Source organism: Variovorax sp. WS11 (genome assembly GCF_010499245.1).
Taxonomy (GTDB): Bacteria; Pseudomonadota; Gammaproteobacteria; order Burkholderiales; family Burkholderiaceae_C; genus Variovorax.
In genome coordinates this window covers 2,503,390-2,527,424 of the sequence record NZ_JAAGOW010000001.1, presented here as the reverse complement: position 1 = coordinate 2,527,424, position 24,035 = coordinate 2,503,390, and the positions used below count along the sequence as shown (strand labels likewise).

The 24,035-nt window shown below is 70.1% G+C and carries 20 protein-coding genes and 2 pseudogenes; 13 read left to right on the top strand and 9 right to left on the bottom strand.

From position 1 onward, the window contains the following. Positions 1-4 precede the first annotated feature (4 nt). Entirely contained in the window at positions 5-211 is a 207-nt protein-coding gene (locus GXN78_RS12450) for a hypothetical protein (protein WP_164255438.1), read from the top strand. A gap of 2 nt (positions 212-213) precedes the next feature. Here GXN78_RS12450 and GXN78_RS12445 read toward each other — a convergent pair whose 3' ends face one another. Beyond that, entirely contained in the window at positions 214-660 is a 447-nt protein-coding gene (locus GXN78_RS12445) for a VOC family protein (RefSeq protein ID WP_106560974.1), read from the bottom strand. Between the two features lie 51 nt (positions 661-711). After that, the gene (locus GXN78_RS12440; RefSeq protein ID WP_106560975.1) at positions 712-1,119 is read right to left on the bottom strand and encodes a VOC family protein; all 408 of its coding nucleotides are present in this window, start codon (positions 1,117-1,119) and stop codon (positions 712-714) included. Positions 1,120-1,227: 108 nt separating this feature from the next. On the opposite strand from GXN78_RS12440, the gene GXN78_RS12435 reads away from it, so the two are divergent. Together GXN78_RS12435 and GXN78_RS12430 are read left to right on the top strand one after the other, a co-directional pair. Further along, a complete protein-coding gene (locus GXN78_RS12435; RefSeq protein ID WP_106560976.1) occupies positions 1,228-1,872 on the top strand; it encodes a TetR/AcrR family transcriptional regulator in 645 nt (214 codons plus the stop codon). A gap of 28 nt (positions 1,873-1,900) precedes the next feature. Beyond that, a complete protein-coding gene (locus tag GXN78_RS12430) occupies positions 1,901-2,500 on the top strand; it encodes a DNA-3-methyladenine glycosylase (RefSeq protein WP_239142684.1) in 600 nt (199 codons plus the stop codon). Here GXN78_RS12430 and GXN78_RS12425 read toward each other — a convergent pair. Continuing rightward, entirely contained in the window at positions 2,488-7,752 is a 5,265-nt protein-coding gene (locus GXN78_RS12425) for a non-ribosomal peptide synthetase (RefSeq protein ID WP_106560978.1), read from the bottom strand. The two genes, GXN78_RS12430 and GXN78_RS12425, sit on opposite strands and share 13 nt — an antisense overlap. A 206-nt stretch (positions 7,753-7,958) precedes the next feature. Between GXN78_RS12425 and GXN78_RS12420 the strand changes: the two genes are divergently transcribed. Continuing rightward, a complete protein-coding gene (locus GXN78_RS12420; protein WP_146163206.1) occupies positions 7,959-8,153 on the top strand; it encodes a hypothetical protein in 195 nt (64 codons plus the stop codon). A gap of 33 nt (positions 8,154-8,186) precedes the next feature. Here GXN78_RS12420 and GXN78_RS12415 read toward each other — a convergent pair whose 3' ends face one another. The 3 genes from GXN78_RS12415 to GXN78_RS12405 all read right to left on the bottom strand — a co-directional run bounded on the left by GXN78_RS12415 (position 8,187) and on the right by GXN78_RS12405 (position 10,949). Next, complete coding sequence (locus tag GXN78_RS12415; protein ID WP_106560980.1) at positions 8,187-8,591, bottom strand: hypothetical protein; 405 nt, start codon at positions 8,589-8,591, stop codon at positions 8,187-8,189. 101 nt (positions 8,592-8,692) lie between these two features. Next, positions 8,693-9,670 carry a tripartite tricarboxylate transporter substrate binding protein gene (locus tag GXN78_RS12410; protein WP_106560981.1) on the bottom strand — a complete coding sequence of 326 codons (978 nt, stop codon included), beginning with the start codon at positions 9,668-9,670 and terminating at the stop codon, positions 8,693-8,695. Between the two features lie 40 nt (positions 9,671-9,710). Then, positions 9,711-10,949, bottom strand: a complete 1,239-nt coding sequence (locus GXN78_RS12405; RefSeq protein WP_164255437.1) for an aminotransferase class V-fold PLP-dependent enzyme — start codon at positions 10,947-10,949, stop codon at positions 9,711-9,713. A gap of 123 nt (positions 10,950-11,072) precedes the next feature. Here GXN78_RS12405 and GXN78_RS12400 point away from each other — a divergent pair, with 123 nt between their 5' ends. Further along, positions 11,073-11,768, top strand: coding sequence for a GntR family transcriptional regulator (locus GXN78_RS12400; RefSeq protein ID WP_106561257.1), 696 nt, complete (start codon positions 11,073-11,075; stop codon positions 11,766-11,768). Beyond that, positions 11,768-14,812: an FAD-binding and (Fe-S)-binding domain-containing protein gene (locus GXN78_RS12395; protein ID WP_106561256.1), complete on the top strand. Its 3,045-nt coding sequence runs from the start codon at positions 11,768-11,770 to the stop codon at positions 14,810-14,812. The genes GXN78_RS12400 and GXN78_RS12395 overlap by 1 nt, the downstream gene beginning before the upstream one ends. Before the next feature lie 27 nt (positions 14,813-14,839). Here the strand turns inward: GXN78_RS12395 and GXN78_RS12390 are convergent, their stop codons facing one another. Continuing rightward, on the bottom strand, positions 14,840-15,277 hold the full coding sequence (locus GXN78_RS12390; RefSeq protein WP_106561255.1) for a MarR family winged helix-turn-helix transcriptional regulator: 438 nt from the start codon (positions 15,275-15,277) through the stop codon (positions 14,840-14,842). Positions 15,278-15,558: 281 nt separating this feature from the next. Between GXN78_RS12390 and GXN78_RS12385 the strand changes: the two genes are divergently transcribed. Together GXN78_RS12385 and GXN78_RS12380 are read left to right on the top strand one after the other, a co-directional pair. Beyond that, a complete protein-coding gene (locus GXN78_RS12385) occupies positions 15,559-16,047 on the top strand; it encodes a tripartite tricarboxylate transporter TctB family protein (protein WP_106561254.1) in 489 nt (162 codons plus the stop codon). Between the two features lie 13 nt (positions 16,048-16,060). Next, on the top strand, positions 16,061-17,575 hold the full coding sequence (locus GXN78_RS12380) for a tripartite tricarboxylate transporter permease (protein ID WP_164255436.1): 1,515 nt from the start codon (positions 16,061-16,063) through the stop codon (positions 17,573-17,575). 90 nt (positions 17,576-17,665) lie between these two features. On the opposite strand, the pseudogene GXN78_RS12375 reads toward GXN78_RS12380, so the two are convergent. Then, positions 17,666-18,572 (bottom strand): annotated as a pseudogene (locus GXN78_RS12375) (EamA family transporter). A gap of 73 nt (positions 18,573-18,645) precedes the next feature. On the opposite strand from GXN78_RS12375, the gene GXN78_RS12370 reads away from it, so the two are divergent. The 3 genes from GXN78_RS12370 to GXN78_RS12360 are packed head-to-tail and all read left to right on the top strand — an operon-like array spanning position 18,646 to position 20,126. Beyond that, positions 18,646-19,158, top strand: coding sequence for a MarR family transcriptional regulator (locus tag GXN78_RS12370; protein WP_106561252.1), 513 nt, complete (start codon positions 18,646-18,648; stop codon positions 19,156-19,158). A 3-nt stretch (positions 19,159-19,161) separates the two neighbouring features. Further along, complete coding sequence (locus GXN78_RS12365) at positions 19,162-19,821, top strand: CoA pyrophosphatase (RefSeq protein ID WP_106561251.1); 660 nt, start codon at positions 19,162-19,164, stop codon at positions 19,819-19,821. Between the two features lie 26 nt (positions 19,822-19,847). Continuing rightward, positions 19,848-20,126 (top strand): hypothetical protein, encoded by a 279-nt coding sequence (locus tag GXN78_RS12360; RefSeq protein ID WP_106561250.1) that lies wholly within the window; start codon positions 19,848-19,850, stop codon positions 20,124-20,126. A 12-nt stretch (positions 20,127-20,138) separates the two neighbouring features. Here the strand turns inward: GXN78_RS12360 and GXN78_RS41175 are convergent. Beyond that, a pseudogene (locus GXN78_RS41175) lies at positions 20,139-21,095 on the bottom strand (LysR family transcriptional regulator). A 114-nt stretch (positions 21,096-21,209) separates the two neighbouring features. On the opposite strand from GXN78_RS41175, the gene GXN78_RS12345 reads away from it, so the two are divergent. Both GXN78_RS12345 and GXN78_RS12340 read left to right on the top strand, forming a co-directional pair. After that, positions 21,210-22,775 carry an AMP-binding protein gene (locus tag GXN78_RS12345; protein WP_106561247.1) on the top strand — a complete coding sequence of 522 codons (1,566 nt, stop codon included), beginning with the start codon at positions 21,210-21,212 and terminating at the stop codon, positions 22,773-22,775. A gap of 14 nt (positions 22,776-22,789) precedes the next feature. After that, entirely contained in the window at positions 22,790-24,013 is a 1,224-nt protein-coding gene (locus GXN78_RS12340; protein ID WP_106561246.1) for an acyl-CoA dehydrogenase family protein, read from the top strand. Positions 24,014-24,035: the final 22 nt, after the last annotated feature.

Genomic DNA, 24,035 nt, shown 5'->3' with positions numbered 1-24,035 from the left:
GGCAATGCACGCCATCAACATGTCACACAAGGCCCTTAGGGTGACGCAAGGGCCACCCATCGCGGGTGCCCGGCCTTCCATGAACTCTTCCCTCTTCTGGCCTCCGAACCCTCACACCTTCCGCGCGCTCGGCGGTGCCTTGGTGTGGGGCCTGATCGAAATCGTCGCACTGGCGCGTTCGCGCCGCAGTGCGCGGCGCGAGCGCGCTTAGGTTCAACCCTTCGGCGCGTCGAACACGCCGACCATCCAGCCGACCCCGAAGCGGTCCTGCACCATGCCGAAGCAGGGCGAGAAGAAAGTCGGCCCGAGCGGCATCTGCACCTGGCCGCCTTCGCCGAGCGCCGCAAACTTGCGCTTGGCGTCGGCTTCGTCCGCGACGGTCAGCGACAGCGAGAAGCCGCGGAAGACGGGCGCCTCCTTGGCCATGCCGTCGGAGGCCATCAGGGTCGTGTCGCCGATCTTGAGCTCGGCGTGCATCACGTTGTTCTCGGCCGGCGGGCCGGACATCTCGGCGCCGCCGCACATCTCGGCGTTGCCCGCAGGCTCGGGGCTGTCCTTGAAGCGCATCAGCATGGTCACTTCGGCGCCGAGCTTGGCACGGTAGAACTCGAGCGCTTCCTCGCAGCGGCCTTCGAAGAACAGGTAGGGCTGGACATGCATGGCAATCTCCTTGGGAGGGGGTGGTGGTTAAGGGAATCGAATCGCGCGGGATCAGGCCTGGGGAAAGGCGCTCATGTCCATGTACGCCAGCTCCCACATGTGGCCGTCCAGGTCCTGGAAGCCGTGCTGGTACATGAAGCCGTGGTCTTTCGCCTCGGTGGGCGTGCTGCCGCCGGCGGCCAGGGCCTTGGCGACCTGCGCTTCGACCTCGGCCCGGCTCTCGCACGACAGGCACAGCAGCACTTCCGTGGTCTTCGAAGCATCCGCGATGGCTTTGGGCGTGAAGGTCTTGAAGAAGCTCTCGACCAGCAGCATCGCGTAGATGTCCTCGCTGATCACCATGCAGGCGCCCTGCTCGTTGGTGAAGCGCGGGTCGAAGCTGTAGCCCAGTGCGCCGTAGAAGGCCTTGGACTTCTCGAGGTTCTTGACGGGCAGGTTCACGAAGATCTTGGTGCTCATGGGGGTTCCTTGAAAAAACGCACGGTGGTTGAGGGAAATTCCGTTGTTGTGTACAACGTCCACAAGACAATAACAAAGATAATGGACGGTGTCCACATGGAAAAGAAAATGACGCACCCCAGCCCCGTGCCACCGGCGCGCAGCACCTATCGCCACGGCGATCTGCGCCGGGCCCTGCTGGAGGCGGGCGTCGAGCTGGCCCGCCAAGGCGGGCCGGAGGCGGTTGTGCTGCGCGAGGCGACGCGGCGCGCGGGCGTGGTGCCCAACGCGGCCTACCGGCACTTCGCCAGCCGCCAGGCGCTGCTGCTGGCCGTGCGCGCCGCGGCCCTGTCGGCGGCGGCCGGCGCCATGGAGGCCGAACTCGCCGCCGTGCCGCGCGACGGCTCGCCGAAGGACGTCGCCCGTGCCAGCGTGCGCGCCATCGGTGCCGGCTACCTGCGCTTCGCCCAGGAACAGACGGGCCTGTTCCGCACCGCCTTCGGCGCCCCGGTGGAGCTGGAGGATCCGCCCACCGACGCCAAGGGCGGCGCGAGCGGCCTCAACCCCTTCGAGCTGCTGGGTGCCGCGCTCGACCAGATGGTGGCGGCCGGCGTGCTGCCGCCCGAGCGCCGCCCCGGCGCCGAGTTCCTGGCCTGGTCGGCGGTGCATGGCTTGGCCTTGCTGATCATCGATGGCCCGCTGCGCGGCGTGCCGCGCGAACAGACCGATCCGCTGGGCCTGCGCTTGCTGGAGATGGTGGAGAAAGGGCTTTGATCGTCCCGACTTCCGGCAGCATGGCGCCGTGAACCCGCGCACCCCCGCCGACATCGATTTCCTCGCGCCCTCGCACGAGGTCGCCCCCCGCCTGATCGGCCTGGTGCTGCTGGTCGGTGGCGTCGGCGGCCGCATCGTCGAGACCGAGGCCTACGACCGCGAGGACCCGGCCTCCCACAGCTTCGGCGGCCCCACCCTGCGCAATGCGGCGATGTTCGGTCCGCCCGGCCGCGCGTATGTCTACCGCTCCTACGGCATCCACTGGTGCCTCAACTTCGTCTGCCGCGAGGAAGGCCATGGCGCCGGAGTGCTGATCCGCGCGCTGGCCCCCACCGCCGGCCTGGAGCGCATGCGCGCGCGCCGCGGCGTGGAGGACATCCGCCTGCTGTGCGCCGGCCCCGGCCGGGTGGCGCAGGCGCTGGGCGTCGATGCGGGCTTCAACGGCAAGCGGCTGGACCGTCCGCCCTTTGCGCTGCTCGCCGCGCCCGACGATCACCCCGCGGTGGTGGTCGAGGCCGGGCCGCGCATCGGCATCTCCAAGGCCGCCGACGTACCCTGGCGCTTCGGCGAGAAGGGCTCGCCCTTCTTGAGCAAGCCCTTCAGCCGCGCGAAGGCTCAGCGCGCCTGAAGGTTCTCTTCGCGCGCGATCTGCTGCAGGCTCTCGTAGATGAGCCGGCGTGGCGCAACCTTCCAGCCCATCAGCGACTCGATCGCCGCCACCGCCCGCATGGCCAGCAGCGAGTGTCCGCCCAGGTCGAAGAAGTTGTCGGTGCGCCCGATCTGCTCGACGCCCAGCAAGTCCGACCAGATGCCGGCGACGAGCTGCTCGCCGTGCGTGGCCGGCGCCACGTAGCTGCGGCCGTCGGCCAGCACGACGTCCATCACCGGCGCCGGCAGCGCGGCGCGGTTGACCTTGCCGTTGGGCAAGAGCGGCATCGCGTCGAGCGAGACGAAGTGCTGCGGGATCATGTAGTGCGGCAGCCGCGTGCGCAGATGCTCGCGCAACATCGGCGGCGCGGGCGGCACCGGGCCGCGCGCGACGAAGTAGGCCACCAGCCGCATGTCGTCCTCGCGCTCGGCGCGCGTCACTGCCACGCAGTGCGCCAGCTCGGGATGGTCGAGCAGCGCCGACTCGATCTCGCCCATCTCGACGCGGAAGCCCCGCAGCTTGACCTGGTGGTCGGCCCGCCCCAGCAGCTCGATCAGGCCGTCGTGGCGCCAGCGGCCGAGGTCGCCGGTGCGGTAGAGCCGCGCGCCGGACTCTTCGCCGAAGGGGTCGGGCACGAAGCGCTCGGCCGTGAGCGCGTCGCGGTGGTAGTAGCCGAGGGTCACGCCGGCGCCGCCGATGTAGAGCTCGCCCGGCACGCCGATCGGGCAGGCGTGGCCTTGCTCGTCGAGCACCCAGCAGCTGACGTTGTCGATCGGCTGCCCGACCGCGATCGCCTTGCGCGGTTCTTCCACCTTCCACGCCGTGGCCCAGACCGTCGTCTCGGTGGGCCCGTAGATGTTCCACAGCTCGGCCATTCGCGCCAGCAGCTGCTCGGCCAGCACGGGCGGCAGCGACTCGCCGCCGATCAGCCCGCGGAAGCGCGGCGTGCCGCGCCAGCCGGTCTCGATCAGCGCGCGCCAGGCCGAGGGCGTGGCCTGCAGCAGAGTCACCGCATGCGTTTCGAGCAGCGTGCGCAGCGCGGCCGGCTCGTGCACCTGCTGCTGCGAAGCGATCACCACCCGGGCCCGCACCACCAGCGGCAGCAGCAGGTCCAGCACCGAGGGGTCGAAGGAGGGGCTGGTGATCGCCAGCAAGCAGTCATCGGCCGCCAGGCCCGGCGTCTTCACCATGCCGGCGAGGAAGTTGACCACGCCGCGGTGCGGCACCCGCACGCCCTTGGGCTGGCCGGTGGAGCCCGAGGTGTAGATCAGGTAGGCCTCGTCCAGCGGCGTGGCGTCGAGCGCCGGATCGGGGACCAGCGGCGTCTCCGGATGGTCGGCCGCGAGCCGCTTGTCTTCGATCTCCAGCATCGGAATGGCCAGCCCTTCCAGGATGCCGAGCGTGTCCTGCTGCGCGAGCACGGCAGTCAGGTCGGCGTCCTTCGCCATGAATCGCAGGCGGTCCGCCGGGTAGTCGGGGTCTAGCGGCACATAGGCGGCGCCGGCTTTCATCACCCCCAGCTGCGCGATCAGCATCTCGGGGCTGCGCGCGATGCACAGGCCGACGCGCTGGCCGCGCGCGATGCCGCGGAGGCGCAACGCGTGGGCCAGCTGGTTCGAGCGCGCCTCCAGCTCGCCGTAGCTCAGCGTGCCGCCCGCCGCGTCAATCACCGCCACGCGCTCCCGCACCTCCGGCGCGCCCAGGTCCAGGTAGTCATGCACCAGCTGCCGCGCGGGCAGCGGCGAGCGCGCGCCGTTCCAGCCGTGGCGCAGCAGGTTGAGCTGCGCCGGCGCGAGCATCTCGTGCTCGGAGATGCGGCGCTCGGGCTGTGCCAGCAGGCGCTCGACCAGCGACAGGTAGTTCTCCAGCATGCGCTCGGCGCTCGCCTCGCTGTAGAGATCGCTCGCGTACTCCAGGTGGATGCGCTGCGAGAACTCGGTGTCGATGTGCATCGACAGGTCGAACTGCGCGGCCACGCGCTCGAAGTCGAACTCGTCCACCTCCAGGCCGAAGAGCTCGGGCTCGCCCACCGGCGCGTTGAGCACGTTGAAGAGCACGCGCACCGGGCCCTCGGGCTGCAGCGTGCGGTCGTGGCCCAGCGCGTCGATCAGCTCGTCGAAGGGCGCATCCTGGTGGGCGTAAGCCTCGAGCGCATTGCGGCGCACACGGTGCACCAGCTGCGTGAAGCTGGGGTCGCCCGCCAGGTCGGTGCGCATCACCAGCGTATTGACCAGCGTGCCCACCAGCGGCTCGGCGGCGAAGCGGTGGCGGTTCGCGATCGGCGTGCCGATGGCGATGTCCTCGCTCTTCGCGTGGCGCGACAGCATCAGCACGAAGGCCGACAGGTAGACCACGAAGGGCGTGACCGCCTCGCGGCCGCCGAAGCCGCGCATCGCCTCGCGCAGCCGCGGGGGCAACCCGGCCGAGACGCGCGCGCCCCGGTGGCTGGCCTTGGCCGGCCGCGGGAAGTCGGTGGGCAGGTCCAGGTCGGGCAGGTCGCGCAGGCGCTCCAGCCAGTAATCCAGGTGCGGCCGGCGCGCCTCCACCGCAGCGGGGCTGCGCTGCCAGGCGGCGTAGTCGGCATAGGCGATGGCGGGCGGTGCCGACACCGGCTCGCGCCCGGCCGCCAGCGCGCCGTAGGCCGCGAGGGCTTCGCGCATCAGCAGCGCGCTGGCCCAGTTGTCGGTGATGGCGTGGTGCAGCACCCAGAACAGCACATGCTCGCGCTCGCCCAGCCGGATCAGCGTCGGCCGGTGCAACGGGGCTTGCGCCAGGTCGAAGGGCTGCGCGGCGCGCTCGGCGAGCAGCACGCGCGCCTGCGCGTTGCGCTCGCGCTCCGACAGCCGGCTCAGGTCGATCTGCTCGATCGGCACCGCGATTGCCGGCACGATGGATTGCATCGGCTCGTGCTCGCCCATCACGAAGCAGGTGCGCAGGCCTTCGTGCCGCTGCACCATGGCATCCAGCGCCTGCTGGCACAGGGCCGGGTCGAAGGCGCCGCGCAGGCGGATCGCGATCGGCACGTTGTACGCGGTCGATGCCGGGTCGAAACGCTGGATCACCCACATGCGCCGCTGCGAGAGCGAGGCCGGCAGCGGCGCGCCGCGCGGCACGGGCGCGATGCCGGCCGGCGCCTTGCCGCTGTGCGGCTGCTGCGCCGCGTGGGCCGCATGCGCCGCCATCGCGGCCACGCTCGCATGTTCGAACAGCTCGGCCAGCGGCAGCACCACGCCAAAGTGCGCCGACAGGCGCGACACCACCTGCGTCATGCGCAGCGAATTGCCGCCGAGCTCGAAGAAGCTCTCGTGTACGCCGAAGGCGCGCGTGCCCAGCACCTCGCACCAGATGTCCCACACCGCCTGCTCGCGCGCATCGCGCGGCAGCACGTAGCCCAGGCGGTCCCGGCGATCGCCGTCTTCCGGCTCCTCCGAGCTCCCTTCGGGCAGCGCCTCGGTGCCGGCGTCGAGCGGCACCGCCAGCGGCAGTTCGTGGGCAAGGAAGGCCTCGCGGCAACGGTGGCGCTGCACCTTGCCGCTGGAGGTGCGCGGCAGCCCGCCCGCGCGCAGCAGCGCGACCGCATGCACCGGCAGCCCGTGCTCGACCGCGATCGCGCGGCGCACCGCGCGGAACACCGCTTCGGCATCGGCCTCGGCGCCGGCCTGCGCGCGCCGGTCCAGCTCCAGCGCCAGCACCACGCCCTCGCCGGCCGGCGTGTCGACCGCGAAGGCGGCGCCGAAGCCCGGCCGCAGCGCGGGATGGGCGCGCTCGGCGCTCCATTCCAGGTCCTGCGGATAGTGGTTCTCGCCGTGAACGATGATCAGATCCTTCAGCCGCCCGGTGACGAACAGCTCGCCGCGGTCCAGAAAGCCCAGGTCGCCAGTGCGCAGCCAGGGGCCGGTGCCGTCCGCCAGGTGGCCGCCGAAGGTGGCTTCGCTGGCCTCGGGCTGCATCCAGTAGCCGCCGCCGACGCCGGGCGAACGCACCCAGATCTCGCCGATGCGGCGATCGGCGCAGGCGTGCTGGTTCTCGTCGACGATCAAGATCTCGGTGGCCTGCATTGCCTGCCCGCAGCCCACCAGGTCGCGCCCTTGAGGCGACCCCGCCGGCAGCGGCTCGAAGCGATGGGCCAATAGGGCCGCCGGGTCGGCCGACACGATGCGCGGCGGCGCTTCCAGCCGTCCAGCGCTCACGCCCAGCACTGCCTCGGCCAGCCCGTAGGACGGCGCGAACACCTGCGGGGCCATGCCCGCGGCACCGAAGACCGCCAGCACGCGCTCCACCGTGGCGGCCTTGATCGGCTCGGCACCGCAGTTGAGCGAGACCAGGCTGTCCAGGCGCGCGCCCAGCGGCTTGTCGCCCAAGGCCTGCAGGCAGGCGGCGAAGGCCGATTCCGGCGCGCCCGTGTGCGTGATGCGGTGGGTCTCGATGGCATCCAGCCAGCGCAGCGGCCGGCGCAGGAAGGCCAGCGGCGACATCAGGTAGCCGGTGGCGCCCGCCACCACCGGCGCCAGCACGCCGAAGGCCAGCCCGTAGTCGTGGAAATGCGGCAGCCAGCTGAGCGCGCGCGAGGCCGCGCTGCCGCGGCCCGCGGCGATCAGCGCGCGCACGTTGGCCAGCACGTTCGCATGCGAGAGCCGCACGCCCCGCGGCGCCGAGGTGGAGCCCGAGGTGTATTGCAGGTAGGCCAGCGTCTGGGCCTCGAGCGCCGGCGGGATGAAGTCCTGCCCCGCCGCGGCCAGTTGCGCCGCATCGGGCAGCGCGGTCCAGCGCGCCATTGCGAAAGTGGCGGGGTCCAGCGCCGCGGCCGCGGCGTCGAGCAGCGTCGGACTGGTCAGCACCAGGGCCGCACGCGAATCGGCGATCACGCTGCGCAGGCGAGGCGCGGCGTGGTGCAGGCGGATCGGGTCGGGCGCAGGCACCGGCACCGCCACCCGGCCGCTGAGCATGCACGCCCAGAACACCCGCACGAAGTCCAGGCCCGGCGGGAAGGCCAGCAGCACGCGGTCACCCGGGCGGGTCGCGGCGGCGAGCCAGGCCGCGATGCGGTGGACCTCGTCATGCAGCTGGGCGTAGCTGCTCTGCTGGGCGAGCGACAGGTCGTCCGTGAGAAAACCGTAGGCCAGCTGCGCCGGCCGCGCTCTGCATTGCGCCTCGAAGGCAAGGGCCAGGGTGTCCTGCGACAGTCGGGTGGCGGCGGGCGACAGGCTTTCGAGCGACGGGGGATTGAACATGTGCAGGGGGCCCTGGCGGTTGGGGGAGGTGTCCCGTCGCGCTGGACGACGGCACAAAACCAAGGCGTTTTGACATTATGTTGCGCTGCAACAAGCAGGCCATCTTCGGCGATTCATTGGCGGCGTTGTCCGACAACGCGGGCTCCGCCGGCCCGGCGCCGGGTGGCGCAGTGACAGCGTCACACGAGTTTGCGATCATTTGCGGCATGGAACCCATCACCTCCATCGACCGCTACGAGCCCGACTATGCCCACAGCTGCGAGGTGTGCGGCAGCACGCCGGTGGTGTCGGGCGTGAAGGACGGCAAGACCGTCTACGTCGCCACCATGTGCGGCCCCTGCCTCTGGAACGAGCCCGGGGCCGCCGACCCGATGACCTGGAACCAGGCCGCCGGGGCTTGAGCACCGTCGGCGCCCAGTGCGGCTACTGTGCGGCTACTTCCACTCGAAGAACTCGCCGCGCGTGTTGCCGTCCGAATCGACTTCGAACTCGAACAGCACCGCCAGGCTGTTCAGGGCCGCCCACTTGGGCGAGGTCGTCTGGCAGTACACCGCGCCACGGTAGCTCACCGCGCCGCCCTTCTGGAGCCTGCCCACGCCCTGCCCGACCCAGCTCAGCACATCGCCATCCCGGCTCATCGTGATGCCCTGTCCTTCGCCGAACAGGGAGCCGTCGGGCCGCACGACCGCGACGTAGGTGCCGGTCTCCGTGTCGGCCACGCCCAGCAGCGAGCCGCTGCTCTGGAAAGAGGTCTCCATCTTCGGCCCGCCGCCCAGACTGGGCAGCACCCGCTGCGTCGTCACCCTGCCCCGGCCTTCACCAATGCGCTCGCCAAGCATCTCGTTCTCCTTCACGGCACCATGCGGCCGTGCCGGCTAAACATAGTTCGGCGTCAGGGGCAGTACAACCATTTGTCGGCAGCTTGCGATGGCTCTGTCGCTCAGGCGTCCACCTTCACCTTGGCATCCCTCACCACCCGGCCCCATTTCTCGATCTCGGCCGCGATGAACTTCTGGAACTTCTCGCGCGAGCCGCCGCCGTCCTCGGCGCCGTAGGTGTCGAGCCGCTCCTGCACATCGGGCATCGCCAGCACGGCGTTGACGTCGCGGTTGATCTTGTCGGCGATCGGCGTCGGCAGCTTGCCGGGCCCGGCCAGGCCGTACCAGGTGGTGGCCTCGAAGCCTTCGAAGCCCTGCTCCTGCATGGTCGGCACGCCGGGGTGGCCCTTGGCCCGCTTCAGCCGCGTCTGCGCCACCGCCGTCACCTTGCCGCTCTTCACATGCGGCGTGGCAGCGGTCATGGTCTCGAAGCTGTACTGGATCTGGTTGCCCATCAGGTCGGCCAAGAGCGGGCCGCTGCCCTTGTAGGGCACGTGCAGCGCATCGACCTTGGCTTGCAGCTTGAACATCTCCAGCGCCAGGTGCTGGGCCGAGCCGGCGCCGGCCGAGCCGAAGCTCACCTTGCCGGGCTCCGCGGTGCACAGCGCGACGATGTCCTTCACCGTCACCGCCTTCTGCGCCGGGCCCGCGATCAGCAGATTGGGCGTGACGCCCACCAGCACGATCGGCACGAAGTCGCGCTCCACGCTGTAGCGCAGCTTGGGCTGCAGGCTGGGCGCGAGCGCGTGGCTGTTGATGTGCGCCATCAGCAGCGTCGAGCCGTCGCTCGGCTGCGTCGACACGTACTCGGCCGCGAGCACGCCGGCCACGCCGGCCTTGTTCTCGACGATCACCGACTGGTTCCACATCACCGAAAGCTTCTGCGCCACCACCCTCGCCAGCGCATCGGTGCCGCCGCCCGGTGGAAAGCCCACCACGATGCGCACCGGCCCGTTGGGCCATTCCTGTGCGAACACGCGCGGCACGCCAAGCGTGGCGGCCGCGGCGCCCGCGGCCTGGATCAGGGAACGTCGTTGCATGGATGGGTCTCCTGGTTGTGGATTGGTCGGCTGCCCGCCTTCAGGCCGCCTTCTTCAGCGCCGCCGGCGCCGCGTGGCTCGCGAAATACGCCATCGCCGCCTGCACGCCGCCGCCCGCGAACTTCACGCCCGCGAGCTTCAGCCCCATCTCCACGCCGGCCACCATGGCCACCAGCGTGAGGTCGTTGCTGTCGCCCAGGTGGCCCATGCGGAACATGCGGCCCTTGAGCTTGCCCAGGCCGGTGCCCAGCGAGAGGTCGAAGCGCTCGTGGATCAGGCGCCGCAGCGCGTCGGCATCCACCCCCTCGGGCGTGATCACGCCCGTCAGCACCGGCGAATGCACCGCCGGGTCGGCGCATTGCGTCGGCAAGCCCCAGGCCTGCACGGCAGCGCGCACCCCCGCGGCCCAGCGCTGGTGGCGCGCGAACACCTGCGGCAGGCCCTCGCCCAGCAGCATGTCCAGCGATTCGGCCAGGCCGTACAAGAGGTTGGTGTTGGGCGTGTAGGGCCAGTAGCCGCTCTGGTTCATCTCCACGATCTCGTCCCAGGCCCAGAAGGCCTTGGGCAGCTTCGCCGACTTGCTGCGTTCCAGCGCCCTGGGCGACAGCGCGTTGAAGCTGATCCCCGGCGGCAGCATCAGCCCCTTCTGCGAGCCGCTGATCGTCACGTCCACGCCCCACTCGTCATGGCGGTAGTCGGCGCTGGCCAGGCCCGAGATGCTGTCCACCATCAACAGGGCCGGATGCCCGGCCGCATCGATCGCGCGGCGCACCGCGGCGATGTCGGAGGTCACGCCGGTGGAGGTCTCGTTGTGCACCACGCACACCGCACGGATCTTCTTCTGCGTGTCCTGGCGCAGCCGCGCCTCGACGAGGTCGGCCTGCACCCCGTGGCGCCAGCTGCGCGGCAGCCCCGTGTCGTCGACGCCCGGCAGGGCCAGGAACTCGGGCTCGAGTCCGAGGCGCAGTGCCATCTTCTGCCATAGCGTGGCGAAGTGGCCCGTTTCGTACATCAGCACCGCATCGCCCGGGCTCATCACGTTGGCGAGCGCCGCCTCCCACGCGCCGGTGCCCGAGGCCGGATAGATCACCACCGGGTGCCGGGTCTGGAACACCTGCCGGATGCCCGCCAGCACCTTCAGCCCCAGCGCGCCGAACTCGGGCCCGCGGTGGTCGATGGTGGGCAGGCTGATGGCGCGCAGGATGCGGTCCGGCACCGGGCTGGGGCCCGGAATCTGCAGGAAATGGCGGCCGGTCGGATGGGAGTCGAGTTGCAGCATGGACGGTCCTTTCTTTTTTAGTTTTGCATGCAAAATTCATCCGGCCATGATGGATTACCCTGAAGCGCCTCTGTTGATGTGTGTCATATTTGCATTCAAAATGCGTTCGGAGGAAATAAAGCCATGGCAGAAGTGATCGAAATCTCGCGGCTGGCGCTGCACGACCAGGTGGCCGCGCGCCTGCGCACCATGCTGATCGAAGGCCAGATCGCGCCCGGTGCCAAGCTCAACGAGCGCGAGCTGTGCGAGAAGCTGCGCGTTTCGCGCACGCCGCTGCGCGAGGCCATCAAGCTGCTGGCGGCCGAGGGCTTGGTCGACCTGCTGCCCAACCGCGGCGCGGTGGCCGTCAAGCTGACCGAGGCCGACATCCAGAACACCTTCGAACTGCTCGCCGCGCTCGAAGGCATGTCCGGCGAGCTGGCGGCGCGCCGCATCACCGATGCCGAGCTGGCCGAGCTGCGCGCCCTGCACTACGAAATGCTGGCCTGCTTCGCGCGCCGCGATCTCTCGGGCTACTACCGCATCAACGCGCGCATCCACACCGCCATCAACGACGCCGCCAAGAACCCGGTGCTGACCAGCACGTATCGCGCGATCAATGCCCGCGTGCAGTCGCTGCGCTTTCGCACCAACCAGGACGAGGCCAAGTGGAAGCACGCGGTGGCCGAGCACGAACGCATGATCGAGGCGCTCGCCGCGCACGACGCCACGGCCATGCGCGAGGTGCTGGTCGAGCACCTCAACCGCAAGCGCGACACGGTGCTGGCACTGCTGCGCGCCGGCGAGGTCTACCCCCACGCCCTGGCGGGCAAGCGCTGATGCGCATCGATCCCCCCAGCCATCTGCAGCCGGCCGGCACCGTGCTGCCGCCCAACGAGGTCTGCGCCCAATTGGCGCGCCGCCTCGCGGCCGAGACCGAAGGCGAGGTGCTGTTCGACGCGGCCTCGCGCGGCCGCTACGCCACCGACGCCTCCATCTACCAGATCATGCCGGTGGGCGTGCTGGTGCCGAAGAGCGAGCGCGACGTCGCCACCGCCATCGACATCGCGCGCGACCTGCAGGTGCCGGTGCTGGCGCGCGGCGGCGGCACCAGCCAGTGCGGCCAGACCACCGGCGCGGCCCTGGTCATCGACAACAGCAAGCACCTGCGCCGCGTGCTCGAGCTCGACGTGGCGCAGCGCCGCGTCACCGTGGAGCCGGGCCTGGTGCTCGACCATCTCAACGCCCAGCTCAAGCCGCACGGCCTGTGGTTCCCGGTCGACGTCTCCACCAGCGCCCAGGCCACCCTGGGCGGCATGGCGGGCAACAACTCCTGCGGCTCGCGCTCCATCGCCTACGGCAACATGGTGCATAACGTGCTGGGCGCGAGCGCCTGGCTGTCGGACGGCGAGCTGGTGGACTTCGGCCCGGTCGCCAGGCTCGGCGCGCGCGCCGCCGACATCGCGCTGCACGTGAAGCAGCTGGCCCGCCAGCACCACGCGGAGATCGCCGAACGCTGGCCCAAGGTGATGCGGCGCGTCGCCGGCTACAACCTCGACATCTTCGACAACCAGAGCGAGCGCCCCTACACCGCCGACGGCAGCGTCAACCTTGCGCACCTGCTGATCGGCGCCGAGGGCACGCTGGCCTACACCCGCAGCCTGACGCTGCAGCTGTGCGAGCTGCCGCGCGCGAAGGTGCTGGGCGTCGTCAACTTCGCCAGCTTCCACGCCGCGATGGATTCGGCCCAGCACATCGTGAAGCTGGGCCCGACCGCCGTCGAGCTGGTCGACCGCACCATGATCGAGCTGAGCCTGGCCAACCCGGCCTTCAAGCCGACCGTCGAGAAGGCGCTGATCGGCAAGCCCGCCGCCATCCTGCTGGTCGAGTTCTCGGGCGAAGACCGCGCCGCCCTGCTGCACCGCCTGCAGCAGCTGGCCGAGCTGATGGGCGACCTGGGCCTGCCCGACAGCGTGGTGCGCATGCCCGAGGAGGCCGCGCAGAAGGCCCTGTGGGAAGTGCGCAAGGCCGGCCTCAACATCATGATGAGCCTCAAGGGCGACGGCAAGCCGGTCAGCTTCATCGAGGACTGCGCCGTACCGCTCGAGCACCTGGCCGCCTACACCGACGGCCTGACCGAGGTCTTCGCGAGGCACGGCACGCGCGGCACCTGGTACGCCCATGCGTCGGTGGGCACGCTGCACGTGCGGCCCATCCTCGACATGCGCATCGACGGCGCCGCGAAGATGCGCGCCATCGCCGAGGAGGCCGGCGAGCTGGTGCGCAAGTACAAGGGCGCCTTCAGCGGCGAGCACGGCGACGGCCTGTGCCGCGGCGAGTGGATCGAATGGCAGTTCGGCCCGGCCATCAACGAGGCCTTCCGCGCCATCAAGAACAAGCTCGACCCCATCGGCCTCTTCAACCCCGGCAAGATCATCGACCCGCCGAAGATGGACGACGGCGCCCTCTTCCGCTTTGCACCCGCCTCCGCGCCGCAGCCCTACAAGCGCATCCCCATCACCCCCGTGCTCGACTGGTCGGCCTGGAACGTGCAGGCCGACCCGGTGACCGAGGAGACCACCCCGCCCGGCAGCGGCGGCGACGTCACCGGCGGCTTCGCCAAGGCCGTCGAGATGTGCAACAACAACGGCCACTGCCGCAAGTTCGACGCCGGCACCATGTGCCCCAGCTACCGCGTCACGCGCGACGAGCAGCACCTCACGCGTGGGCGCGCCAACACGCTGCGGCTGGCGCTCTCGGGCCAGCTCGGCCCGGGCGCCTTCACCGGCGAGGCCGTTCGCGACGCCATGGACCTGTGCGTGGGCTGCAAGGGCTGCAAGCGCGACTGCCCGACCGGCGTGGACATGGCGAAGATGAAGATCGAGTTCCTCGCCCACTACAAGAAGAAGCACGGCCACACCCTTGCCGACCGGCTGGTCGCCCGGCTACCGGAGTACCTGCACGCCGCCAGCCGCATGCCCTGGCTCTTCAACCTGCGCAACCGCCTGCCCGGCGCCGCCTGGCTCGGCGAGCGGCTGCTGGGGCTGTCGGCCAAACGCTCGCTGCCCGAATTCCGCACCGACACTTTCTGGACCACCCGCGATCCCACGCTCTTCACCAGCCGCGACATGGTCATCGCCGCGGCCTGCAGCGGCCGCAAGTCGGCGGTGCTCTTCGTCGACACCTTCAACGGCGGCTTCGAGAGCGAGAACGCCTGGGCCGCCGCGCGCGTGCTCAAGGCCGCGGGCTACCTGCTGCACACCGTCGAGAAATTCAGCGGCCACCATTGCTGCGGCCGCACCTACCTGGCCAACGGCATGGTCGGCGAGGCCAAGGCGCGCGCCGGCGCGCTGATCGATGCCTTGCTGCCCCTCGCCGAGGCCGGCGTTCCCATCGTGGGCCTGGAACCTTCCTGCCTGCTGACCCTGCGCGACGAGACCCTCGCGATGGGCCTGGGCGACAAGGCGAAGACCGTCGCGGCCCAGGCGCTGCTCTTCGAGGAATTCATCGCGCGCGAGATGCGCGAGGGCCATTTCAAGCTCGCCCTCAAGCCGGCCGAGAAGCCCATCCTCCTGCACGGCCACTGCCACCAGAAGGCCTTCGGCGCGGTCAGCCCGATCCTCGAGGTGCTGAAGCTCATCCCCGATGCGAAGCCCGAGCTGATCGAGAGCTCCTGCTGCGGCATGGCCGGCAGCTTCGGCTACGAGGCCTCGCACTACGAGGTGTCGATGCGCATGGCCGAGGCCGCCTTGCTGCCCGCGGTGCGCAGCCACCCCGACGCCATCGTGCTGGCCGACGGCACCAGCTGCCGCCACCAGATCGCCGACGGCGCGCAGCGCCAGGCGGTGCATGTGGCGCGGCTGCTCGATGCGTTGATGGCCTGAAGCGGGCCGGCGCCGGAGCGCCCCCGCCTACGCCTCGCCGTCCTCGATCTCGCCCTGGATCTCGTTCGCGAGACGGACCGCCTCGGCCAGGTGCGACAGCTCCAGCGCGTGCTGCTGTGCGAGCATCGCCAGCACCTTGCGCCCCTTGGGCAGCAGGTGCACCTCGACCAGCCGGCGGTCCACTGTGCTGGGCTTGCGCTTCACCAGGCCCGCTTCCTCGCAGCGCGACACCAGTGCCACCACCCCATGCGGCTGCGCCTGCAGCCGCTCGGCGATCTCGCCGACGGAGGCCCATTCGCGGCCCGGGAAACCCTGCGTATGCAGCAGCACCTGGTACTGCAGCACCGTGATGCCGGCATCGCGTGCCGCATCCTCGCTGAAGCGCAGGAAGCTGCGCAGGCGAAACCTGAACTCCGACAGCGCCTCCAGGCGCAGCTTCGACGCGCTCTGATCGTTCTTCGACATCGTTGTTCTACCTGTTGGATTTCCCGCAATGTAGCAAGGCGCGCCCGGATGCGTCCTGACCTGACGCTGACCTCGGACCGAGGGTAATTACTCATGATGTGATGTAAAAAGCCTCATAGCATGATGTAAATTCGATCGCGGCGCCTTCGACGGGCCTGCATCCGCATGCGGGACGTGGCGTCGCTCCGGCCGTGGGTCATCGCGCCCCGCACGAGCCGCCCGGCATCTGCTTGGCCGGCGGTCGCCCTCCCTTTTTCAGATCCTTCGAAAGTGCACACCTCATGAAAATCAGGAGCCACCGAGACTTTTTCTCAGGGTTGATGTTCGTTTCCGTCGGCGCCGCGTTCGCGATCGGCGCCACCAACTACAGCATCGGCAGCGGCGCGCGCATGGGCCCCGGCTACTTCCCCCTCATGCTGGGCGTGCTGCTGGGAATCCTGGGCCTGGGCGTGATCCTCGGCGCGCTGACCGTCGACACCACCGATGGCGAGCCCATCGGCCGCATCGCCTGGAAGCCGCTGCTGCTCATCATCGGCGCCAACCTGGTCTTCGGCCTGATGCTGGGCGGGCTGCCGAGCATCGGCGTGCCGGCCATGGGCCTGATCGTCGCGATCTACGCGCTGGTCGTGGTCGCCAGCCTTGCGGGCAGCAGCTTCCGCATGAAATCGGCACTGATCCTGGCCACCATTTTGGCGATCGGCAGCTACCTCGTCTTCATCCTCGGCCTGAGCCTGCAGTTCCAGGTCTGGCCCTCCTTCATCACCGGCTGAGGCACGCGTTGTCATGGAACTCCTCGATCATCTCGCGCTCGGCTTCCACGCCGCCGTCACGCTGCAGAACCTCATCTACGCCTTCGTCGGCTGCCTGCTGGGCACGCTGATCGGCGTGCTGCCCGGCATCGGGCCCGTGCCCACCATCGCCATGCTGCTGCCGGTCACCTATGCGTTGCCGCCCGTGGCTGCGCTGATCATGCTGGCCGGCATCTACTACGGCTCGCAGTACGGTGGCTCCACCACGGCCATCCTGGTCAACCTGCCGGGCGAGTCTTCGTCGGTCGTCACCGTGATCGACGGGCACCGATGGCCAAGCGAGGGCGGGCGGGTGCTGCGCTGGCCACCGCGGGGGCTGGGCTCCTTCTTCGCCGGCAGCGTCGCCACGCTGGTGCTCGCGGCCTTCGCGCCGCCGCTCACCGAACTGGCCTTCAAGTTCGGCCCGGCCGAGTACTTCTCGCTGATGGTGCTGGGCCTGATCGGCGCCGTGGTGCTGGCTTCGGGTTCGCTGCTCAAGGCGATCTGCATGATCCTCCTCGGCCTGTTGTTGGGCCTGGTCGGCACCGACGTGAACTCGGGCGTGGCGCGCTTCAGCTTCGACATCCCCGAGCTCACCGACGGCATCAGCTTCATCGCCATCGCGATGGGCGTGTTCGGCTATGGCGAGATCATTGCCAACCTGTCGAAGCCCGACGACGAGCGGCAGATCTACACCGCCGAAGTGCACGGACTCTGGCCGACCCGCGAGGACTTCAAGAACATCGTGCCCGCGGCGCTGCGCGGCACCGCGCTCGGTTGCTGCCTGGGCATCCTGCCGGGCGGTGGTTCGCTGCTGTCGGCCTTTGCCTCCTACACGCTGGAAAAGAAGCTCAGGCGCAAGCCGGGCGAGGTGCCGTTCGGGCAGGGCAACATCCGCGGCGTGGCCGGCCCCGAATCCGCCAACAATGCCGGCGCGCAGACCTCCTTCATCCCGCTGCTCACGCTCGGCATTCCCGGCAATCCGGTGATGGCACTGATGGTGGGTGCGATGACCATCCACAACATCCAGCCCGGCCCGCAAGTGATGACCAGCAACCCCGAGCTGTTCTGGGGCCTCATCGCCTCGATGTGGATCGGCAACCTGATGCTGGTGGTGCTGAACCTGCCGCTGATCGGGATCTGGATCAAGTTCCTCTCGATCCCCTACCGCTGGCTGTTCCCGGCCATCGTGCTGTTCTGCGCCGTCGGCGTCTACTCGACCAACAACAACACCTTCGACGTCTGGATGGTGGGCCTGTTCGGCATCGTCGGCTATGCCTTCCACAAGCTGGGCTGCGAGCCCGCGCCGCTGCTGCTGGGACTGATCCTCGGGCCAATGATGGAAGAGAACCTGCGCCGCGCGCTCCTGCTGTCGCGCGGCTCATGGGACGTGCTGGTCACGCGCCCCATCTCGGCCGGCCTGTTGATTGCCGCCGCGCTGCTGCTGGTGATCGTCCTGATGCCGGCGGTGAAGTCCAAGCGCGAAGAAGCCTTCGTCGAGGAAGGCTGACGCTCTTGCTCCCCCCCGCGGTCTTGCTCCTCTCCCTCTGGGAGAGGGCTGGGGTGAGGGCACCGCCCCCTCCGATGTGCTCGCGTCCTCTCACCCCACCCTCCTGCACCTCCGCCCCCGCCCCCCCCCCCCTGCGCTCATCGCCCACCGCACCGCCAGAATGCTCACCAGCACCGCCACCAGCCCCACAAACGAAAGCCCCGCATCGCCTGCCCCCAGCAACGCCCACCCCAGCACCACCGCCGTCAGCGGACTCAACAGCCCCAGCGATGACACCGCCACCGGCGACAGCCGCGCGATCCCGCGGGAACCACAGCGCATAGGCCACCAGCGCACCGACGATCGAGAGATACGCATAGGCCCCGACCTGCATCCCGGTCAGCACCGGCGGCGGCGGATCGAAGGCCCAGGTCATCGGCAGCAGGATCAACCCACCCAGCAGCAACTGCCAGCCCGTGAGGGCCAGCACCGGCATGCGCGGCTGCCAGCGCCGGGTGAGGTAGGTGCCGGCGGCCATGAGCGCGGCCCCGGTCAGCGCGGCAGCGATGCCGACCGCATCCCACGCCGAGCCCGGTGACAGCAGCAGTGCCGCCATGCCCGCAATGCCCAGCACCGCCGCACCGACCGCGAGCTGCGGCGGGCGCCGATGGTCCAGCGACCACGCCAGCCCCATCACCAGCAGCGGCTGGATCGCGCCCACCACCGCGGCGAGCCCACCCGGCAAGCGGTAGGCTGCCACGAACAGCAGCGCCTGGAAGAAGCCGATGTTCAGCGCCGACAGCACGAGCACCCGGCCCCATTCGCCCCGCGCCGGCAGCCGGCGGCTGAACAGCACCAGCAGCAGCCCCGCCGGCAGCGCGCGCAGCAGCGCCGCGGTGAACGGCCGGTCCGGCGGCAGCAGCTCGGTGGCCACGATGTAGGTCGAGCCCCAGATGGCCGGCGCGAAAGCGGTCAGCAATACATCGCCCCAGGAGATGGAAGCTTGGCGACTGGACATGGATTTGTCTCTAGCTCAAGATAAATCGAGCGTAGCAGATAATCTCGACATCAAGATAAACGGGGCTTTTTGCATGGCTGCGAAGAAGCGGGCCGCAGACGCGGTCGATGCCATCCTCGACCAGTGGCGCCGCGAGCGCCCGGACCTGGACGTGGGTGCGATGGGCACCATCGGCCGCATCAAGCGCTGCGCTGCGCTGCTGCAGCGCGAGCTCGACCGCTGCTTCTCCGACTTCGGCATGACGCGCTGGGAGTTCGACGTGCTCGCCACGCTGCGCCGCTCGGGCGCGCCCTACTGCCTGGCGCCCACGGAGCTTTTCTCGTCGCTGATGATCAGCTCGGGCACGATGACCCACCGCCTCAAGGGCCTGGAGTCGCGCAGCCTGGTCAAGCGCGTGCCCAACCGCGACGATGCGCGCAGCATGCTGGTGCAGCTGACGGCGGCGGGGCTGAAGCTGATCGATCGCGCGGTCGACGCGCACGTGGCCAACGAGCAGCGGCTGCTGGCCTCGATCAAGTCCGCAGACCTCGCGGCACTCGATGCCCGCCTGGCGATCCTGCTGGCTGCGCTGGAGCCGAAGGAGTAGTCGATGCAGCTCGATGACACCTTGCGCGTCTCGATCGCCGAACGACTGCGCTGCTTCGAGCTGCAGCCGCTCCCTGCGCCCGGCTCGCGGCGCGCCGCCGTCGCCTTGGTGATCGTCGAGGAAGGCTTCGGCGCCGCGCTCCCCGGCATCCCCGCGCCGACGGCGTGGAGCCGCGAAGCCGCCGTGCTGCTGACGCGGCGCCCCACGCACATGCGCAACCATCCGCGGCAGTGGGCCCTGCCCGGCGGAAGCATCGACGGCGACGAAACCCCCGAGCAGGCTGCGCTGCGCGAGCTGCACGAAGAAGTCGGCCTGCAGCTCGACGAATCGGCGATCCTCGGCCGCCTCGACGACTTCGCGACGCACTCCGGCTTTGCCATCACGCCGGTCGTCGTCTGGGCCGGCGCCGCGCGCGAGCTGGTGCCAAGCGAAGCCGAGGTCGAGAGCATCCACCGCATCCCCATCGCCGAGTTCATGCGCGCGGATGCGCCGCTGCTCGACGCGATCGAGGACAGCGTCCACCCGGTGCTGCGCATGCCCGTCGGCGACACCTGGATCGCAGCGCCGACCGCCGCCTTCCTCTATCAGTTTCGCGAGTGGTGCTTTGCCGGGCGCATGACGCGCGTCGCGCACTTCGAGCAGCCCTTGTTCGCGCGGAAATAGGCGCGAACACGCCGAGGGCCTCGACCGTGAACCCTGTCATCGTCCAATCGATCGTCGAGAAGCGAAGACTGCGCTTCTCCTATCACGGACGCGTCCGCCTGGCCGAGCCGCAGTGCTACGGCATGGGCACCAAGGGGACCGAGCTGCTCCGCGTCCACCAGATCCAGGGCGGCACGCAGCGCGAGCCCCTGTTCGACGTCTCGAAGATCGAGGACCTGGTCCTGCTCGACGAGGTCTTCACCCGGCCGGGGCCGAACTACAAGAGGAACGACACGGCGATGAAGACCATCTTCTGCCAGTTGTAGGCATCGCGGCGCTCAGGCCCGCGCCGGCCTTCTCGCGCCGCGCCGCGCCGGCCCCGCCGGCCCTACCTCCCCGCGCGCCGTCTCCTCCAGCAGCTCCAGAAAGCGCTGCGCCAGCGGCGGCAGCGCCACTCCCTTGCGCGTCAGCGCGCCGATGGTGCGGGTGAAGCGCGCCTCCGCCATCGGCAGCGGCGCCAGCCCTTGGCCGCTCGCCATGCCCAGCTGCGACTCGCTCATGATCGACACCAGGTCGCTCTGCGCGACCAGACGGTTGAGCTGCCCGCCCGCCGTGTTGCTCACCTCCACCGTCACCCGCGGCGGCGGCAGCCCGGCCTCGGCCAGCCGCCCCTCGACGCTGCGCCGCGCCGCGACCGCCGGCCCGGGCAGGATTCACTGCGCATCGACCAGGTCCGCCAGCCGCAGGCGCCGCTTCGACAGCAGCGGGTGGTGCTCGCGCACCACCAGGCACAGCGCGTCGTCCATCAGCGGCAGCGCGTGCAGGTCCGGCGGAATCACGCCGGGCAGCGCGTTGATCGACAGGTCGATATCGCCCAGCCGCAGCGCCGCGACCAGCGCATCGTTCAGGTTGAGCATCAGCCGCAGCCGTGCCGCCGGCCGCTGCCGGTGCAGCGCCACCGTCGCCGGCACAAAGAGGCGCTGCGCATAGAGCGGCGACACGCCCACGCGCAGCAGCCCCAGCTCGCCGAGGTGCATGTCCGCCGCCTCCTTGATCGCATCGCCGAGGCTCGCGCGCAGCGCCTGCGTGCGCTCGCGGAACTGCGTGGCCACCGCCGTCAGCTGCATGCCGCGGCTGCTGCGCTCGAAGAGCGGAAAGCCCAGCTCCTTTTCCAGCCGCTGCAGGCCCTGCGTGATCGCCGGTTGCGACACGTTCAGTGCCGCGGCCGCAGCCCGCACCTTGCCGTGCGAGGCCACCGCCAGGAAGTAGTCGATGTCGTCGAGCCGCACGCCCATGTGGATGTCTCCGAGGCCCTGCCGGGTGATCACGCCAGCTTATCAAAGCCGGCCGTTCGCTTATCCACGGGCGCCCCCTTGCTTCCTAGACTGCCAGCCATACGGAGACACCCCATGAACCTTGGCATGTACACCGCGCGCAGTGCGCGCTTCTGGGCCGACCGGCCCGCCATCCTCTTTCGCGATCGCGCGCTGAGCTACGCGGAGCTCGAGCGCCGATCCAACCGCCTCGCGCACGCCCTGCTCGCGCTCGGCCTGCAACGCGGCGACCGCGTCGCCGTGGTTTCCCCCAACCGGCCGGAGATCGTCGAGCTCGAATGCGCGCTCTACAAGGCCGGCCTGGTCAAGGTCGCGCTCAACTCGCGCCTGGCACCGGCCGAGCTGGCCGATGCGCTTGCCAACGCAGAGCCGGCCGCCTGCCTCGCCGGCCCCGAGCACCGCGCCATGGTGGACGAAGCCGCGGCCCCCGTGCCGGGCCTCAAGCACCGCATCGCCTTCGCGCCCGCGCCGGGCGAGGGCGGCTGGCTCGACTACGAAGCCCTGCTGGCGCAGGCCACCGACGCGCACATCCACGTCGAGATGCGCCCTGACGAGCTCGCCGTGCTGCACTACACCTCCGGCTCCACCGGCAAGCTCAAGGCCGCGATGCAGACCGTCGGCAACCGCATGGCCTCGCTGCGCAAGATCGTCATGGGCCGCATGCATGCCCAGCGCAACGACGTGCTGATGCTGTGCGGCCCCATCACCCACGCGAGCGGCATGTTCATCCAGCCCATGCTCTACCAGGGCGTCACCGTGCTGCTGATGGAGCGCTTCCAGCCGGCCGAGATCCTGGAGGCGATCGAGAAGCACCGCGTCACCATGTGCTTCTTCGTCCCCGCGATGATCAACGCCCTGCTGGCCGAGCCCAGCATCCGCACCCGCGACCTGAGCAGCCTGCGCCTGGTCTCCTACGGCGCGGCGCCGATGTCGCCCTCGCGCATCCGCGAAGCCTGGGCCGCCTTCGGCCCGGTGATGGCCCAGGGTTACGGCGCCGGCGAGACCACCGGCGGCGTCATTGCCCTCGGCATCGACGACCACGCGCTCGCCATCGAAGGCGGCCGCCCCGAGCTGCTGTCCGCCTGCGGCCGCCCCGCCTGCGAATCCGACGTGCAGGTGCTCGATGCGCAAGGCCGTCCCGTCGAGGGCGACGAGATCGGCGAGATCTGCGTGCGCGGCCCCGACGTCTTCGCCGGCTTCTGGCGCGCGCCAGAGCCCACCCGCGAGGCCCTCGGCGAAGACGGCTGGCTGCACACCGGCGACCTCGCGCGCGTGGACCCCGAGGGCTACATCCACATCGTCGACCGCAAGAAGGAGATGCTGGTCTCCGGCGGCTTCAACGTCTACCCCACCGAGGTCGAGGCCGTGCTTGCGCAGCACGACGCCGTGTACGAGGTCTGCGTCATCGGCGTGCCCGACGACCACTGGGGCGAATCCGTCAAGGCCATCGTCGTGCTGCGCGAAGGCGCCCGCGCTGAGGCCGGCGAGCTGATGGACTTCTGCCGCGGCCGGCTCGCCGACTTCAAGCGTCCGCGCTCGGTCGACTTCACCGAGCACCTGCCCAAGAACGCAAACGGCAAGCTCTCACGCAAGGATGTGCGCGAGCCCTACTGGCGCGGCCGCGAACGGCGCGTCAACTGAGCGAAGGACCAAACATGGACGCCACCACCACCACCCTCACCCCGCAGCGCAGCAACACCACCGCCGCGCCCTTCGAAGGCTCCGAAGCCGCCCGCGCGTTCATCGCGCGCGTCGAAGCCTTCATCCGCGAGCAGCTCCAGCCCCTCGCCGCCGAGCACGGCATCAGCTACGAATCCGGGGCGCCGCGCCCGCTGCTGGAAGAGGTGTGGCGGCGCTCGCGCGACGAGGGCATCTACGGCATCACCCTGCCCAGGCAGCTCGGCGGCGCCGGCTTCAGCGTGCTCGACCACTGCCTGATCAAGGAGGCCATCTACGCCACCGGCTCCCCGCTGGCCGCGCACGTGCTCGGCGAGCTCTCCGGCCCGCCCCGCGTCGGCGCGCTGGCGAAGCAGGCCACGCCCGACCAGATGGAGCGCTTCATCCTCCCCGTGGCCCGCGCCGAGAAGGCCATCTGCTTTGCCATCACCGAGCCCGAGGCCGGATCGGACGCCGGCGCCGTGCAGACCCGCGCCGAGCGCGTGGGCGACGAATTCGTGCTCAACGGCACCAAGCGCTTCATCTCCGGCTCGCCCTTCTGCGACATGGCCGTCGTCATCGCCTCCACCAGCGACGACCCCGCGCGCCGCGAGACCACCGCCTTCTTCGTCGAGCGCGACCGCCCCGGCTTCCGCGTCGAGAGCGGCTACAAGACCCTGGCCGGCCAGGCCAGCACCGGCAACATCATCCTCACCGATTGCCGCATCCCGGCCGCCAACCTCATCGGCGAACAGGGCAAGGGCTTGGCGCTCGCGCTCGGCCGCATCACCGTCAACCGCCTGCTGCACTGCCCGGCCATGCTGGGGCACGCCCGCGTCGCGCTGCAGGATTCGATTGCCCATGCCACGCGGCGCCGCCAGTTCGGCCAGCCCATCGGCGCCTTTCAGGCCGTGCAGCACATGCTGGCCGACATGGCCACCGAGCTTGCCGCCGCCCGCGCACTCATGCTCAGCGTGGCCCGCACCCTCGACGCCGGCGGCGAGGCGCGCGCCGATGCCTCGATGGCCAAGCTCTTCTGCTCCGAGACCGCCTTCCGCATCGCCGACCGCGCCGTGCAGGTGCACGGCGGCGAGGGCATCGTCCAGGGCAGCCGCGTCGAGTTCCTGTTCCGCCTGCTGCGCATGTACCGCGTGCTCACCGGCACCAGCGAAATCCAGCGCAACACCATCGCCCGCGAGCTGCTGGGCGAAGCCCTGCGCTGACCCTATAGAAACTCAAGGAGAC

What these genes read in the sequence shown, in the direction of transcription:
- GXN78_RS12435 (WP_106560976.1), top strand. Translation starts at nt 1,228, where the DNA reads ATGACGCACCCCAGCCCCGTGCCACCGGCGCGCAGCACCTATCGCCAC.
- GXN78_RS12345 (WP_106561247.1), top strand. Translation starts at nt 21,210, where the DNA reads ATGAACCTTGGCATGTACACCGCGCGCAGTGCGCGCTTCTGGGCCGAC.
- GXN78_RS12415 (WP_106560980.1), bottom strand. Translation starts at nt 8,591, where the DNA reads ATGCTTGGCGAGCGCATTGGTGAAGGCCGGGGCAGGGTGACGACGCAG.
- GXN78_RS12380 (WP_164255436.1), top strand. Translation starts at nt 16,061, where the DNA reads ATGGAACTCCTCGATCATCTCGCGCTCGGCTTCCACGCCGCCGTCACG.
- GXN78_RS12365 (WP_106561251.1), top strand. Translation starts at nt 19,162, where the DNA reads ATGCAGCTCGATGACACCTTGCGCGTCTCGATCGCCGAACGACTGCGC.
- GXN78_RS12440 (WP_106560975.1), bottom strand. Translation starts at nt 1,119, where the DNA reads ATGAGCACCAAGATCTTCGTGAACCTGCCCGTCAAGAACCTCGAGAAG.
- GXN78_RS12395 (WP_106561256.1), top strand. Translation starts at nt 11,768, where the DNA reads ATGCGCATCGATCCCCCCAGCCATCTGCAGCCGGCCGGCACCGTGCTG.
- GXN78_RS12385 (WP_106561254.1), top strand. Translation starts at nt 15,559, where the DNA reads ATGAAAATCAGGAGCCACCGAGACTTTTTCTCAGGGTTGATGTTCGTT.
- GXN78_RS12400 (WP_106561257.1), top strand. Translation starts at nt 11,073, where the DNA reads ATGGCAGAAGTGATCGAAATCTCGCGGCTGGCGCTGCACGACCAGGTG.
- GXN78_RS12425 (WP_106560978.1), bottom strand. Translation starts at nt 7,752, where the DNA reads ATGTTCAATCCCCCGTCGCTCGAAAGCCTGTCGCCCGCCGCCACCCGA.
- GXN78_RS12420 (WP_146163206.1), top strand. Translation starts at nt 7,959, where the DNA reads ATGGAACCCATCACCTCCATCGACCGCTACGAGCCCGACTATGCCCAC.
- GXN78_RS12410 (WP_106560981.1), bottom strand. Translation starts at nt 9,670, where the DNA reads ATGCAACGACGTTCCCTGATCCAGGCCGCGGGCGCCGCGGCCGCCACG.
- GXN78_RS12405 (WP_164255437.1), bottom strand. Translation starts at nt 10,949, where the DNA reads ATGCTGCAACTCGACTCCCATCCGACCGGCCGCCATTTCCTGCAGATT.
- GXN78_RS12445 (WP_106560974.1), bottom strand. Translation starts at nt 660, where the DNA reads ATGCATGTCCAGCCCTACCTGTTCTTCGAAGGCCGCTGCGAGGAAGCG.
- GXN78_RS12390 (WP_106561255.1), bottom strand. Translation starts at nt 15,277, where the DNA reads ATGTCGAAGAACGATCAGAGCGCGTCGAAGCTGCGCCTGGAGGCGCTG.
- GXN78_RS12450 (WP_164255438.1), top strand. Translation starts at nt 5, where the DNA reads ATGCACGCCATCAACATGTCACACAAGGCCCTTAGGGTGACGCAAGGG.
- GXN78_RS12370 (WP_106561252.1), top strand. Translation starts at nt 18,646, where the DNA reads ATGGCTGCGAAGAAGCGGGCCGCAGACGCGGTCGATGCCATCCTCGAC.
- GXN78_RS12340 (WP_106561246.1), top strand. Translation starts at nt 22,790, where the DNA reads ATGGACGCCACCACCACCACCCTCACCCCGCAGCGCAGCAACACCACC.